This is a genomic window from Leucobacter sp. NPDC077196, from assembly GCF_040687075.1.
Taxonomy (GTDB): domain Bacteria; phylum Actinomycetota; class Actinomycetes; order Actinomycetales; family Microbacteriaceae; genus Leucobacter.
The window spans coordinates 115700-129562 of the sequence record NZ_JBFBML010000006.1; the positions used below are offsets into that span (position 1 = coordinate 115700).

The 13863-nt window shown below is 67.8% G+C and carries 11 protein-coding genes; 2 read left to right on the forward strand and 9 right to left on the reverse strand.

Annotated features, from left to right (window positions below; genetic code table 11):
• Positions 1 to 45 precede the first annotated feature (45 nt).
• The 6 genes from AB0O71_RS08250 to AB0O71_RS08275 form a co-directional block, all read right to left on the reverse strand.
• Positions 46 to 1026: a siderophore-interacting protein gene (locus tag AB0O71_RS08250; RefSeq protein ID WP_363744121.1), complete on the reverse strand. Its 981-nt coding sequence runs from the start codon at positions 1024 to 1026 to the stop codon at positions 46 to 48.
• 94 nt (positions 1027 to 1120) lie between these two features.
• Positions 1121 to 1810 (reverse strand): response regulator transcription factor, encoded by a 690-nt coding sequence (locus AB0O71_RS08255; protein ID WP_363744123.1) that lies wholly within the window; start codon positions 1808 to 1810, stop codon positions 1121 to 1123.
• A complete protein-coding gene (locus AB0O71_RS08260) occupies positions 1807 to 3228 on the reverse strand; it encodes a histidine kinase (protein ID WP_363744125.1) in 1422 nt (473 codons plus the stop codon). The genes AB0O71_RS08255 and AB0O71_RS08260 overlap by 4 nt, the downstream gene beginning before the upstream one ends.
• A 41-nt stretch (positions 3229 to 3269) precedes the next feature.
• Complete coding sequence (locus AB0O71_RS08265) at positions 3270 to 4172, reverse strand: ABC transporter permease subunit (protein ID WP_363744127.1); 903 nt, start codon at positions 4170 to 4172, stop codon at positions 3270 to 3272.
• 62 nt (positions 4173 to 4234) lie between these two features.
• Positions 4235 to 5143: an ABC transporter ATP-binding protein gene (locus AB0O71_RS08270; RefSeq protein WP_363744130.1), complete on the reverse strand. Its 909-nt coding sequence runs from the start codon at positions 5141 to 5143 to the stop codon at positions 4235 to 4237.
• A gap of 146 nt (positions 5144 to 5289) precedes the next feature.
• Positions 5290 to 7503, reverse strand: a complete 2214-nt coding sequence (locus tag AB0O71_RS08275) for an ATP-dependent DNA helicase RecG (RefSeq protein ID WP_363744132.1) — start codon at positions 7501 to 7503, stop codon at positions 5290 to 5292.
• A 43-nt stretch (positions 7504 to 7546) separates the two neighbouring features.
• Here AB0O71_RS08275 and rsmD point away from each other — a divergent pair, with 43 nt between their 5' ends.
• Positions 7547 to 8137, forward strand: coding sequence for a 16S rRNA (guanine(966)-N(2))-methyltransferase RsmD (gene rsmD / locus AB0O71_RS08280; RefSeq protein ID WP_363744135.1), 591 nt, complete (start codon positions 7547 to 7549; stop codon positions 8135 to 8137).
• An 89-nt stretch (positions 8138 to 8226) separates the two neighbouring features.
• Here rsmD and AB0O71_RS08285 read toward each other — a convergent pair whose 3' ends face one another.
• Both AB0O71_RS08285 and gabT read right to left on the reverse strand, forming a co-directional pair.
• The gene (locus AB0O71_RS08285) at positions 8227 to 9696 is read right to left on the reverse strand and encodes an NAD-dependent succinate-semialdehyde dehydrogenase (RefSeq protein WP_363744137.1); all 1470 of its coding nucleotides are present in this window, start codon (positions 9694 to 9696) and stop codon (positions 8227 to 8229) included.
• 44 nt (positions 9697 to 9740) lie between these two features.
• Complete coding sequence (gene gabT, locus AB0O71_RS08290) at positions 9741 to 11078, reverse strand: 4-aminobutyrate--2-oxoglutarate transaminase (protein WP_363744139.1); 1338 nt, start codon at positions 11076 to 11078, stop codon at positions 9741 to 9743.
• A 130-nt stretch (positions 11079 to 11208) separates the two neighbouring features.
• Between gabT and AB0O71_RS08295 the strand changes: the two genes are divergently transcribed.
• Positions 11209 to 12837 carry a PucR family transcriptional regulator gene (locus AB0O71_RS08295; protein ID WP_363744141.1) on the forward strand — a complete coding sequence of 543 codons (1629 nt, stop codon included), beginning with the start codon at positions 11209 to 11211 and terminating at the stop codon, positions 12835 to 12837.
• 24 nt (positions 12838 to 12861) lie between these two features.
• Here the strand turns inward: AB0O71_RS08295 and AB0O71_RS08300 are convergent, their stop codons facing one another.
• Entirely contained in the window at positions 12862 to 13848 is a 987-nt protein-coding gene (locus tag AB0O71_RS08300; protein ID WP_363744143.1) for an Ig-like domain-containing protein, read from the reverse strand.
• Positions 13849 to 13863 lie beyond the last annotated feature (15 nt).

Consider the following 13863-nt stretch of genomic DNA (forward strand, 5'->3'; position numbering starts at 1 on the left):
CAGGATTTCTTGGGAATGCACCGAACCCGCGCGAACACCGCCCGCTCAGTTCTCCGCGCGCCCGCGGCGCCAGTACCCCATGAAGGCGACTGATTGGCGATCGATACCGCGTTCCTGCACGAGCTGACGGCGGATGAGTTTGATGGCTCCCGCCTCGCCCGCGAGCCAGGCATACCCTTCCGAATGCCGCGAATCAGTGGGGAGCGGCGCGCCGGTGATGGCGTCCATGCCCGGCACCTCCCAGAGGATCTCGCGATCTACATCGATCTCTTGCCACTCAGCGGCGTTGACCTCGTCCGCCTCGCCGGCGGCCTCTCGAATCGGCGCGTCTGCTCCTGGAAACACGTCGGAGAGCGCCCGAACTGCGGCCACGAGAGCAGCCCCGCGATCCGACTCCTCGCGTTCGAGCACGGTGAGCTCCAGGCGCCCTTCGGACTGCATCGCGCCGGCCTCGAGCAGCCCGGCGTCGGCTGCGTCGCTGACTTCGAGTATCACTCGGGCGCAGGCGTCGCGGTCGAGCGACGCGAGGATGCCCGCGATGGCGGGGAGCGCCGTGTCATCGCCAACGATCAGGAAGCGGCGCGCGGCGCGCGGCGGGATCCAGCCGACTGCCGAGTTCGGTCCGTCGTATTCGGCGTCGGGCCCCAGGATCGCGATCGCATCGCCCACGACCGCAGCCTCCGCCCACGCGGAAGCGGGGCCGGGGTGCGCGTCGTGCCGGGCGAAATCGATGGTCAGCCGCGCTCCCCTGGCATCCCTTGAGAACGCTCGCGGCGTGTACGTGCGCATGGGCGGCCGTTCCTCGTCGTCGAGTGCGCACCAAGACTGATACCAGCCGTCGCCGCCTTCGAGCTGGGGAATCGTTCCCCGCCGGTTCGGCAGCAGCAGCTTGACACGCTGGTCGATGCCCACGAAGCCGAATCGCTCGAGGTCGGGGCCAGACAGCACTACCCGCACGAAGCCCGGCGACGGTCGCGACACCTCCGAGGCAACGACGTCGAAGAGGCGATATGCGGACGTGCTCATAAAGAACTCCCTGTGGCGAACGGGGCGGGTGGGACAAGGTGGCAGATCGGTATGGTGCGGGGACCCCGGTGCGGCGGACAGCTCCGGTTTCAGCTCACAGACCGTGCTGCTTGGCGAAGATGACCGCGTGCACACGATCGCGCAATTGCAGCTTCGCGAGCACGCGACCGACGTGCGTCTTCACCGTCGACTCTGACAGATACAGCTCGGCGCTGATTTCGGCGTTGTTCATTCCGTCAGCGATGAGCCGCAACACGTCCAGCTCCCGTTCAGTGAGCGCGTCGAGAGCCGCATCGGTCACCGGTGCAGCCCCGGCCGCAACTCCGCCAAGCCCGGCCGAGCCCCCGGTGCGCAACTGATCGAGCAAACGACGAGTCACACTGGGCGCCATCGCGGCATCGCCAGCGGCGACCCTGCGGATCGCGTCGACCAATTCGGTCGGGCGCGCGTCTTTCAACAGGAAGCCGCTCGCTCCAGCCTGGATGGCTCCAGTCGCGTACTCGTCGAGATCGAAGGTGGTGAGCACGACGACGCGCACATCGGGAAACCGACGCACGATCTCCGCTGTCGCGTCGATGCCGTTCATGCCCGGCATGCGCACATCCATGAGCACGAGGTCGCACCCGTCGGCCCCGAGCGCATCGAGACGCTGCAGGGCGGCGGCGCCGTCCGCGGCTTCAGCGATGACGTCGATCCCGGGTTCTCCCAGCAGTACCAGCTTGAAACCGGTGCGGATCAGCTCTTGATCATCGACCAGCATCACGCGGATCGCATCGGCGCTCATCGGCGCTCCTCTCCTCGAAGTGTTGGGTGTTCTGCGCGTGGCGCGGGCGCGGTTTCGACAGACCCGTCGGCACCACTGGCTTCGGCGCTCACCGGCAGCGCGGCCCAGAGCCGCCACCCCCCGCCTTCGCTCGACGGAACCGGACCCGACTCGATCTCGCCGCCGAATACGCGGGCTCGCTCGGCGAGACCGGCGAGGCCGCGGCCGGATCCCAAGCCGGCGACCGGCTGCATGGTGTTCGGGGCCGGACCGAAGTCGCGCACCAGCACCGTCGTGCGATCGATCTCGCGCTGCACTTTCACGCGTGCACGAGCACCCGTCCCCGCGTAACGCAGCACGTTCGTGAGGCCTTCTTGGACGACGCGATAGACCGCGAGATCCTGCCCGCGATCCCCCGTCGCCTCTCCCGTCACCTCGAGGGCGACGTCGAGGCCTGCATCGACGAACCCGCTGACGAGCTGGGGCAGATCTTCGACGCCGGGCTGCGGCAGCAGGTCTGCCTGATCACCCGTGGAATGCAGGGCTCCGAGCAGTCGACGCATCTCCGCGAGCGCGGTGCGGCCGGTCTCTGCACTGCGTCGCATCGCGTCCGCCGCTGCATCGGGGGCCCGCTCGGAGGCACGCGCTGCTCCTTCGGAAAGGGCGATCATCACCGAGACGGAGTGAGCCACGATGTCGTGCATCTCCCGAGCGATGCGCGATCGCTCCTCTGCGACTGCGAGCTGCGCGAGCTGGTCGCGTTCGCGCACCAACTGATGCGCTCGGTCGATCACCGCTTCGATGTATCTGCGCCGATTGCCGAGATTGATACCGAGCATGAGGATCGCCAGCAGCCAGACCGAGCTGACGACGTTGATCGTGATGAGATCGCCGATGCTCTGCACCGCGCTCCCATCAGCTGCGAAGAGATTCGCGGGGCTTCCCGCCTCGAACGCCGACGAGCCCCGCCACAGTGACAGTGCGGACTGCAGCAGGCCGCCTCCGACTGCGATGCCGTACGCCACCCATCCCGCAGCAACGCTGCGGTACACCGGCACGGCGTAGAGCAGGAACAGGAGGGCGACGCCATTGGCCCCTCCTTGCAGGCCCTGCTCGCCGAACGTCACGACGACGATCACGATGAGGCCGAGCAGCGGGAAGCGGCGGCGGAACAACAGGACCACGGCGATGATGAGCGATCGTACGATCGCGATCAGCACCCAGGGCCAGGTGAGGTGCTCGGGCACACCGAGCCACGTGGTCGACCCGGTCGCCTCATCCCAGGTCGCCGTGGTGGCGATATCGAAGGCCGCCCCCAGCGCGCTGCCGATGAAGTACCAGACCACGATAGTGATGTCGACGGCGCGAGGGTGCGCGGCGAACGCCCGCCGGATCACTCCGGGCGGGCGAGGGAGGCGCACCTCGGCGTCCGGCGTCATACCGTTCACTGTACTGGCACGCCTCCTCGTGGGCAGGGAGATTACTGCGCGTCCCGGCGCTTGAACACGACGGAGGCGGGCACCAGAACGACTGCGACCCAGATGACCATTGCGACCGTTGCGACCGCAAAGCCCGGGCCGCTCGCGAGCTCGATCGCGCCCTGCGACATGATCGTGCCCAACTGTGCGGGAAGGTACTCACCGACGGTCGGCACCCATTCCCAACCGGTCATCGCCAGCATCTGGAAGGCGATCGGCAGCACGAACGTCACGCCCGCAACCACGGCGATGCCCCCGGCGGTGGATCGCAGCAGCACCGAGACGCCGAATGCGAAGAGCGAGATCAGCACGAGGTAGGCGATCGTTCCCAGTGCGCCCGAGATCACTACGGAGGTGGCGAGCTGCGACGCGCTTTCGGGATAGCAGAGCACGGCGACGATGAGCCCACCTGCGACGAGCACCAGCGCGGTCAGCGCAGCGACGATGCCGAGCACGACCGCTTTGCCCGCGAACACGGGCGTGCGCTTGGGGACCGCCGTGAGCGTGGAGAGAATCATGCCGCTCGAGTACTCGCTCGAGATCGTCAGTACGCCGAGTACCCCGAATATGAGCGCGAGAAATGGCGCCGCGAAGGTCGAGACCGTCAGCAGGTAGTACTGCAGACCGTCGTCTCCGCCGCCGAAGATCGGCTCGCTCACTCCGGCTGCAGCGTCTCGCATGTTGCTGCTGAACAGCAGTCCGATCATGGCACTCAAGCCGATCCCGACCACGACCGTGATGAGGAGGGTGAGCTTGATGCTTCTGAGCGACGAGAGCTTGATGCGCTCAGAACGGAGGATGCCGGCGAAGCCGACCCCGCGTCGGGCTGCGCCTCCTGCCGCGCGAGCCTGCGCGGGCGGTGGCGTCGCAGCTGCGTTGGCGTCGATAGTGATAGTGGAAGTCATGGGAGTCTCTTTTCTGCGTGGAACAGTCGGGTCGAAGTCTGGTGGGCGCGTCTCCGGCGCCGTCACGACGTGGCGTATTCGACCTCGCCCCGGGTGAGTTCGAGGTACGCGTCCTCAAGACTCGCCGTCTGCGGGCTCAATTCATGGAGCTCGATCTGGTGGGCCGCCGCAATCGCTCCGATGTCTGCAGCGGTGAATCCGCGAGCCGTGAAGCCCTCGTCGCCGAGTGGCTCGAGAGCCGCGTCCTCTCGGTGAGCGTTCATCAAGAGTGAAGCGAGCTTGGTCGCTTGCGGGCTGCGCACCACGACGCCGGCGGTGACCCCGCCGATGAATTCCGCGATGGGGGCATCGGCGACCACGCGCCCTCGTCCGAGCACGATCACGTGATCGGCGGTCTGAGCCATCTCACTCATGAGGTGGCTCGAGAGCAGTACCGTGCGCCCCTCTGAGGCGAGATGGCGCAGCAGCTGCCGCACCCAGAGCACCCCGTCAGGGTCGAGACCGTTGACCGGCTCGTCGAGAATCAGGATCCTCGGGTCGCCGAGCAGTGCCCCCGCGATACCGAGGCGCTGCCCCATCCCGAGCGAGAATCCGCCGACCCGCCGATTGGCAACGGCCGACAGCCCGGTCTGCTCGAGCACCTCCGAGACCCGGCGATCCGAAATGCCGTGGGTCGCAGCGAGCGCGCGCAGGTGGCTTCGCGCACTCCGCCCCGGGTGCACGCCCTTCGCGTCGAGCAAGGCGCCGACCTCGGCCAACGGCGCCGCCGTATCGGCGTAACGCGACCCGTTCACGGTCACCGTGCCCGAGGTGGGTCGGTCGAGCCCGACCATCAATCGCATGCTCGTCGATTTGCCGGCGCCGTTCGGGCCGAGGAAGCCGGTGACCTGCCCCGGCTTGATGCTGAAGCTGACGTCGTCGACCGCCGTCTTGCTGCCGTACTGCTTCGTGAGTCCGCGCGCTTCGATCATGATGTCTCCGTTTCTGCCGCCGCCGTTCTTCGGCGATAGATCAACGGTAGGTTCGGTCGATCGCGCGCACATCCGTCGCGAGTGCCGAGCCGCGTGGTACCCGAGTACCGTCGGCGATCAGCCGCACAGCGGAGGATCGCGCAGCGCTAGGATTTCGCAAGGTTGTCGAGCAGGCCCGCCTCGTGCTCTCTTGCGAGCAGCGCGGCCAGTCCCGGCGCGCTGGTGAGTGCGGGATCACGATCGAGGAGATCTCCTGCGACCTCCCTCGCATGAGCGATGAGCGGGCCGTGCTCGGCGACGCGCAGCAGCCGGAGCGTCGAGCGCCCGCCCGACTGGGCAGTGCCGAGAATGTCACCCTCCCGGCGCAGTTCGAGGTCGATCTCGGCGAGGGCGAACCCGTCTGCGGTCGCAGCCACCGCCTCGATGCGCTCTCGCGCCACGCTGCCGGCCTCGGCCGTCGTCATGAGGAGACAGAGACCCGCATGCTCGCCGCGGCCGACACGACCGCGCAACTGGTGCAGCTGAGAGATGCCGAAGCGGTCGGCGTCGCGCACGATCATGATCGAGGCGTTGGGCACGTTCACGCCGACCTCGATGACCGTCGTCGCCACGAGCACCCCGATCGCACCCGACGCGAAGCCGCGCATCACTCGTTCTTTCTCGTCTGAGGCCATGCCGCCGTGCAGGGCCTCGATCGTCACACCCGCGAATGCGGGGTGCCCGCGCAGTTCTTCGACCGTCTCTGCGACGTTGGCGAGGCGACGCGTCTCGCCGCTTCCGCTCGCCGCGCCACGCGCACGAGTCGAATCGGCGCCGTCAGGGTTCTCGAGCCCGTCTTCGACCTCGCCGGGCGCGATCGCCGGACACACCACGTAGATCTGCCGGCCCGCCGCGAGATCCTCACCCGAACGCGCCCACACGCGCGCGGCACGATTGGGCATCTCGATCTCGGGGACAGCGAACGTGGAGATGCCCTGTCGGCCGGGCGGCAACTCCCGAATCGTGGTGATCTCGAGGTCCCCGAACGCAGTGAGCGCGACGGTTCTCGGAATCGGCGTCGCGGTCATCGCCAGCACGTGCGGCTGCGCGCCCTTCTGGCGGAGCGCCTCGCGCTGTTCGACGCCGAACCGGTGCTGTTCGTCGACGACGATCAGCCCGAGGTCGAGGAACGTGACGCCTGCGCTGAGGAGCGCATGGGTCCCCACGGCGATGCGTGAGGCCCCCGACACCAGGGCGAGCAGCACGCGTTTGCGCTCTGCCGCGGGCATGCGACCGGTCACGAGCACCGGTCGCAACTCGTCCGTGAGCTTCGGCCCGAGGGCCTCGACGATCGAGCGGTAGTGCTGCGAGGCGAGCACCTCGGTCGGTGCGAGCAGCGCGCTCTGCCCCTCGCCGTCGGCCACCTGCAGCATTGCGCGCAGCGCGACGAGCGTCTTGCCCGATCCGACCTCTCCTTGCAACAGCCGATGCATGGGGTGAGCTTCGGCGAGCTCGGCAGAGATCGTTGCGCCGGCACGCTGCTGGTCTCCCGTCAGCTCGAACGGCAGCGCAGCATCGAACCGCGCCGAGGGGCCATCTGGAGCGCCGCCTGGTCTCGGAGTGCTGGACTCGAGTCCGGCTCGTCGCCGCCGGTCAAGGAGGGCGAGCTGCAGCTCGAACGCCTCGCGAAACCGGAAGCTGTCTCGCGCGGCTCGCCAGTCGGCGTCGTGCTGCGGCCGATGGATCTGCTCGAATGCCCGACCGAGACGCTCGACACCTTCCGACGCCCTGATGTCTTCGGGGAGCGGATCGGGCACGTCCCCCAGCGCGTCCAAGGCGAGCTCGACCGTGCGCTGCAGATTCCACGTCGGCAGCTGCGCCGTTGCCGGGTAAATCGGAACAGGCGTTTCCGACCAGGCCTTGGCAGCAGCCTCATCGAGCTGCTCCCCGCCCGGCGCATCGTCTCGATTCTCGAACAGCTCGTACTCGGGGTGCTGCAGTTGCAGTTGGTTGCGGTACTCGCTGACCTTGCCGGCGAACAGCCCGCGCTTGCCGGGAAGCAGTTCGCGGCCGCGCCACTGCTGATTGAAGAACGTAAGGGTGAGTGAACCAGTGCCATCGGTGATGCGCACCTCGAGCAGCTTGCCGTTGCGTCGCTGCATCTGGCGCTCGCGCACGTCGAGCACCTGCGCCACCACCGCGATCTGCTCGCCCACGGGCAGGTCGTTCAGCGGCGTGAGCTCACCCCTGCGCGAGTAGCGACGTGGAAAGTGGTACAGCAGGTCGCCGACGGTGCGCATCTCGAATGCGCGTTCGAGCGGCTTCGCGGTGCGGTCGCCCACCACTCCGGCGAGAGGCGTATCGAGGGTCGCGCGCGTCATGCTTCCAGCGTATCGCCGACCTCCGACGCGCTACGCTCGAACCGTGACGAGAATCATCTCCGGAGCAGCCGGATCCCTTCGGCTCGAGGTTCCCAAGTCGGGCACGCGACCCACGAGCGATCGCGTGCGCGAGGCGATCTTCTCGACGCTCACGTCGTGGGATCTCATCGAGGGCGTGCGCGTGCTCGACCTGTACGCGGGATCTGGCGCGCTCGGCCTTGAATCGGCGAGCCGAGGCGCCGCTACGGTCACCCTCGTCGAGAAGCACGCGCAGGCCGCCGAGATCGCGAAGCGCAACACGCGCATCGTTCTCGGCGCGTTCTCACGGTCGTCAGACGAAGCGCCGCGGATCGACGTTGCTCGGCAATCGGTGCAGGCGTTTCTGGCGGCCGAGGGCGAACGCTCGGTGACGCCGACCTGGGACGTTGTGATGATCGATCCGCCCTACGATCACTCCGAGGCAGAGATCGCGGACGTGCTCACCGCTGTGGTGCCCCTGCTCGCCCCAGGCGGCGCTGTGCTTGTCGAACGCAGCACGCGCTCCCCCGAGCCATCGTGGCCGTCGGGAATCGAACGGATTCGGGAGAAGCGCTACGGTGAGACCGCCCTCTGGTGGGCCGAGCCTGCTGAGTAGCAGCTCCGCTGGTCGCTCGTACCGCTCGCGTCATGCACGAACGGGCCCGGGATCTCGCGACCCCGGGCCCGTTCAGCGAACTGCGGCGCTCAGGAGCGCGGCAGCAGGGTGTACTTCGACGAGAGGAACTCGTGGATGCCCTCGAACCCGCCCTCACGGCCGATGCCCGACTGCTTGACGCCGCCGAACGGCGCCGCCGCATTCGAGACGAGGCCGGTGTTCAGGCCCATCATGCCGGTTTCGAGCTTCTCGATCATGCGGTGACCGCGACCGATGTTCTCGGTGAACACGTAGCTCACGAGACCGTACTCGGTGTTGTTGGCGATCTCGACCGCCTCCTCCTCGGTGGAGAAGCGGATGATGCCGAGCACCGGCCCGAAGATCTCCTCGCGCATGATCGCAGCCTGCGGGCTGATGTGGTCGATGACGGTGGGCTGGAAGAAGTGCCCCGGCCCGTCGACGACTTCGCCGCCCGTGACGATCGTCGCACCGGTCTCGACCGCGTCGGCGACGAGACGCGCCGTGTTGGTCACGGCCTTCTCCTCGACGAGTGCGCCGATGTCGTTGCCCTCGTCGGCGCCGCGACCGATAGTCATGGCGGCGACCTTCTCACCTACGCGGCGCGCGAACTCGTCGGCGACCGACTCGTGCACGATGATGCGGTTCGCTGCGGTGCACGCCTGGCCAATGTTGCGGAACTTCGCGAGCATCGCCCCTTCGACGGCCTTATCGAGATCCGCGTCCTCGAAGACGACGAACGGTGCGTTGCCGCCGAGCTCCATCGAGGTACGGAGCACGTTCTGCGCCGCGGCCTGCAGCAGCTTCACGCCGACCGGCGTCGAGCCGGTGAAGGAGAGCTTGCGCAGACGCGGATCGGAGAGCAGGGCGCTCGACTGGGCGCTCGACTTGGAGGTGGCCACGACGTTCACGACGCCCGCCGGCAGGCCCGCTTCTTCGAGCAGCTGCGCGAAGAAGATCGTGGTCAGCGGAGTGAGCGCCGCCGGCTTGATGACGACGGTGCAACCCGCAGCGAGCGCGGGAGCGATCTTGCGGGTGGCCATGGCGAGCGGGAAGTTCCAGGGCGTGATGAAGTAGCAGGGGCCCACAGGCATCTGCGAGACGATCATCGTGCCGGTGCCCTCGGGGTTCTGGCGGTAGTCGCCCGGAACCCGCACGGCCTCTTCCGAGAACCAGCGGAGGAACTCGCCGCCGTAGACGACCTCGCCCCGAGCCTCGGCGATGGGCTTGCCCATCTCCATGCTCATGAGAAGCGCGAACTCCTCCTTGCGCTCCATCAGCAGGTCGAATGCGCGACGCAGAATGTTCGAGCGTTCGCGACTCGAGGTCGCCGCCCACTCGGCCTGAGCATCGACGGCGGCGTCGAGCGCGCGAACCGCGTCCTCGACCGTCGCGTCGGCGATCGACTTGATGACGGCGCCGGTGGCCGGGTCGTGCACATCGAGCGTCGCACCGGAGGTCGACGGCTCCCAGGTGCCGCCGATGCCGAGGCCGGAGGCGACACGGTCGAGCAGATCCTGCTCGTTGGGCTTCAAAGCCATATTCGGTGTCCTTTCAGAGAATTCTGGATCGGAGTGTGCGCGCGTCAGTTCGCTGCGAGAGCATCGGCGACGACCTGCAGGCCTTCGCGCAGCAGCTCGTCGGAGATCGAGAGCGGCGGGAGGAAGCGGATGACGTTTCCGAAGGTGCCGCAGGTGAGCACGACCACTGCCTGCTCGCCTGCCGCCTTGGCGATCGCGCCGGTGAGCGCGGCCGCGGGCTTCTGCGAACCTGACTCGACGAGCTCGATGGCCTTCATCGCACCGCGTCCGCGGATGTCGCCGATGCGGTCATCGGACTTCTGCAGTTCTCCGAAGAAGTCGTCGATGATCGCGCCGATCTCGCGGGCGCGCTCGGTGAGGTTCTCGCGCTCGTAGGTGTCGATCGTCGCGAGTGCCGCGGCGCAGGCGATCGGGCTGCCGGCGTAGGTGCCGCCGAGGCCGCCCGCGTGCGCCGAATCCATGATCTCGGCGCGGCCGGTCACAGCCGACAGCGGCAGGCCGCCGGCGATGCCCTTCGCCGTGGTGACGAGATCGGGCACGACGCCTTCGTGGTTCGCGGCGAAGAGGTCGCCGGTGCGGGCGAAGCCGGTCTGCACCTCGTCGAGGATGAAGACGACGTTGTTCGCGGTCGCCCACTCCTGCAGCGCGGGAAGGAATCCCTCGGCCGGAGCGATGAAGCCGCCCTCGCCCTGGATGGGCTCGATGATGATCGCGGCGAGGTTGCCGGCACCGACCTGCTTCTCGATCTGGCTCAGCGCGACCGACGCGGCGTCGGCGCCCGAGAGGCCGTCACGGAACGGGTACGACGTCGGCACGCGGTACACCTCTGGAGCGAACGGACCGAAGCCGTCCTTGTACGGGATGTTCTTCGCGGTCATGCCCATGGTCAGGTTGGTGCGACCGTGGTACGCGTGATCGAAGACGACGACGGCGTTCTTCTTCGTGTAGTGGCGCGCGATCTTGATCGCGTTCTCGACGGCTTCTGCGCCCGAGTTGAAGAGTGCTGAGCGCTTCTCATGGTCGCCAGGGGTGACCTCGTTGAGCTTCTCGGCAACGGCGACGTAGCCCTCGTAGGGAGTCACGGTGAAGCACGTGTGCGTGAACTGCTGCACCTGCTGGGTCACGGCCTCGACGACGGCTGGCGCCGAGTTGCCCACACCGGTCACTGCGATGCCGGACCCGAGGTCGATCAGTGAGTTTCCGTCGACGTCGACCATGACGCCGCCGCCCGCTGCGACGATGGAAACGGGCAGTGCGACGCCGACGCCGGCGGCCACAGCGGCGTTCTTGCGTGCGAGCATCTCCTGCGACTTCGGGCCGGGGATGCTGGTGACGAGCTTGCGCTCCTGCGGAAGCGAGGGACCGCCGGTGACTGCTGTCATGACTGATTCTCCTTATGAGTCTCGGTGTGCCCGCCGTGGCGGGTTCGTGGTGATTCGGGATCAGCCTACGGCCTGCGCCCCGTTTCACAATCTGCCAGAATGGTGTTTAGGCACCTGAAGTTTCACCAGCATGGCACTACCGATCGGAGACGTCATGGAGAAGTCCGCTCGCCACGCTCCGGCGGCCCCGCCCCTCCTCAGTTCTCCCGGAGTCGTGCAGGCGCCCACGATCGAGCTGGGCGAGTTGTTGCACCAGTACCAACTCGAACTCTCGCTCATCGCCGGCGCCAGTCGCGCTGCTTCGACGCGCCCCGTGCAGTGGGTGCACGTGAGCGAGCTCGAGGATCCGGCACCTTTTCTCACTCCGCGCACCGTGCTGCTCACCACCGGCGCTCGATTCGGTTCGATGCAGTCAGATCAGGATGCCGGCGACTATATTCAGCGCCTGGTCGACGCCGGCGTGACGGCGCTGGGCGTCGCCGTCGGGCTGCATTGGGATCGGGTTCCGGCGTTGGTGGTCTCCGCCTGCGATCGGCTCGGCCTGCCACTCTTCAGGGTTCCGTACGACACCGCCTTCATCGAGATCGTGCAGACTGCTGCGCGGCTCCTCGAAGCGAAGGCGCGAGATCGAGACATCTGGTCCCTCGAATCGCAGCGGGCTGTTGCGAACGCATCCCTGCACCGCGATGGTCTCGGCGCAGCCGTGCGCGAGGCCGCGTCACGACTCGGGCACTGGGTCTGCGTCACCGATCGCTTCGGGCGGGTCGTCGAATTCGCGCCCGAGCGCGAACGCCCGGAGTTTCCCGTCGACTGGGTCAGGCGCGAAGCGCGTCGCCTCATCGAGCGCGGTGTGAGCGCCGGGCGCATCGAGACCGAGTCGGGTACGGGAATGCAGTTGCAATCCCTCGGCCGCCAGGGCCACGTGCTCGGCGTGCTCGCAATCGAAGAAAGAGGCGTGCCCGACAGCGCGGAGCGCGCTCTGCACGGCCTTGTCGCCGCGCTGGCCACGGTGCAGCTGGAGCATCGCAGCGGAATCCGCTCTGCACAGGCGGTGCTGCGCGACGCCATCGTGGAGCTGCTGCTCTCCGGGCAGCTCCCGCTCGCCGAACGACTCTCCGCCGGTGCACTCGCGCGTTTTCCGCAGGGTCCGATCGTCGTCGTGCGCTATGGCGTGCCGGATCACCTGGACCCGACCTTCGCCGAAGATCTGCAGTCGCTCGACGCCGGCAGCCCCGGCCTCTTCACCGCAACGACCGACGCGAATCCGCTGATCGTCGCTGAGTCACGTCACCTTCCCGCGATCCGGCGCCTCTTCACGTCTCACGACCTCCCTGCGGGAATCTCGGATCGCGTCGGGCTCGCGCAATTCGGTGACGCACTGATCCAGGCCGAGCTCGCGCTCGACCGGGCGACATCGAGCTCGGTGCACGCTCCCGTCGAGTACGCACCGGCGATGCACGAAGGCGTCATCCATCTGCTCGACGCCCATCCCGAGGCGAGGCGCCGCGCCGAACTGCTGCTCGCGCCCATGCGGCATCACGATGATCGCCACCACGATCACATCGAGGAGGCGCTGACCGCTTGGCTCTCGCACCACGGGCAGACAAGCGCGGCGTCCACCCATCTCGGCTTGCACCGCCATACCCTCAAAGCGCGAGTGCAGACGGCCTCCCAGTTGCTGCAGCTCGATCTCGACTCCCCTGACACGCGCGCGGAACTCTGGGCAGCGCTTCGCCTGACCGCGCGGACTCCTGACTAGCAGCGCTCCGAGTCGCCGGACGGGCTATCGGCGAACACGCAGGCGAGATGCGGCTGCGACACCGATCACACCGAGGAGGAGCAGTCCGCCTCCGAACATCGCGCCTACCGAAGGGTCACCGGCTCCCGTACGTGCGAGCTGGGTGTGCGTGGCGCCCGCACCGGCGTGGGTACCCGACGCCGCGGGCCGGCCTTCGGGAGCGGGACTGGGCTGCGCGGGCGGCGCAGGTTCGGCGGGAGCGCCGCGTGGCGCAGGCGCCGGATCGACCGGGGTTCCAGGGTCGGGCACGGGGACCTCCGGCGCGGCGACATCGATCGTGATGATTGCCGTCGAGAACTGTCCATCGGGGTTCTCCACCCGATACGTCGCCTCAGCAGCGCCGACGAATGCACTCGCTGGCGTGAACGTCACGGAACGCGAGGGTTCCACAACCCAGTCGCCTTGCGCATCGGTCGATTCGATGATCGTCACCTCTGCCTCAGCGTCGATCTCCGAGTCGTTGTCGAGCACGGCAACGGTGACCGGCGTGCCCGAAACCGTTGCAGCGCGGTCGTCGCGGGCCACGGGCGGCTCGCCGACCGGAACCGCCTGCACGTCGACGCTGATCGTCGACGTCGAGCTGTATCCGCCGATCCCTGAGGCCGTGTACGCGACGGAAGCGATCCCGACGAAGTCGTCCGTCGGCGTGAACGTGATCGTGATGGGCTGCCCGACGGTCGTGGCGCAGCCAGAGTCATCGACCGTGATGGGGACGGCGTAGATCTGCCAGCTCCACCCGAATGTTCCTTCGAGACCCCGCGCTTCATTGCCGACCGTGTACGGCACGCCGACGACCTGAGTCGTCGGCGGCACTCCTTCCCCCGCGGCGAGCACGCGGTCTTTCGCGAGCCCCTCCGCGTCCGCCCACGAGGCGTCGAAGTAGGCGTTGATATATGGAGCGATGTCACCGCCGACCACGGCTTCGACGGGGCGCACGGCGAGCGAGTACTCCGTGTCGTTGTCGAACCCCATGCGAACCCCCGCATA

Coding starts and splice junctions, on each gene's coding strand:
- AB0O71_RS08265 (WP_363744127.1), bottom strand. CDS start 4,172: ATGACTTCCACTATCACTATCGACGCCAACGCAGCTGCGACGCCACCG.
- gabT (WP_363744139.1), bottom strand. CDS start 11,078: ATGACAGCAGTCACCGGCGGTCCCTCGCTTCCGCAGGAGCGCAAGCTC.
- AB0O71_RS08255 (WP_363744123.1), bottom strand. CDS start 1,810: ATGAGCGCCGATGCGATCCGCGTGATGCTGGTCGATGATCAAGAGCTG.
- AB0O71_RS08275 (WP_363744132.1), bottom strand. CDS start 7,503: ATGACGCGCGCGACCCTCGATACGCCTCTCGCCGGAGTGGTGGGCGAC.
- AB0O71_RS08260 (WP_363744125.1), bottom strand. CDS start 3,228: ATGACGCCGGACGCCGAGGTGCGCCTCCCTCGCCCGCCCGGAGTGATC.
- AB0O71_RS08285 (WP_363744137.1), bottom strand. CDS start 9,696: ATGGCTTTGAAGCCCAACGAGCAGGATCTGCTCGACCGTGTCGCCTCC.
- AB0O71_RS08300 (WP_363744143.1), bottom strand. CDS start 13,848: ATGGGGTTCGACAACGACACGGAGTACTCGCTCGCCGTGCGCCCCGTC.
- AB0O71_RS08295 (WP_363744141.1), top strand. CDS start 11,209: ATGGCACTACCGATCGGAGACGTCATGGAGAAGTCCGCTCGCCACGCT.
- AB0O71_RS08270 (WP_363744130.1), bottom strand. CDS start 5,143: ATGATCGAAGCGCGCGGACTCACGAAGCAGTACGGCAGCAAGACGGCG.
- AB0O71_RS08250 (WP_363744121.1), bottom strand. CDS start 1,026: ATGAGCACGTCCGCATATCGCCTCTTCGACGTCGTTGCCTCGGAGGTG.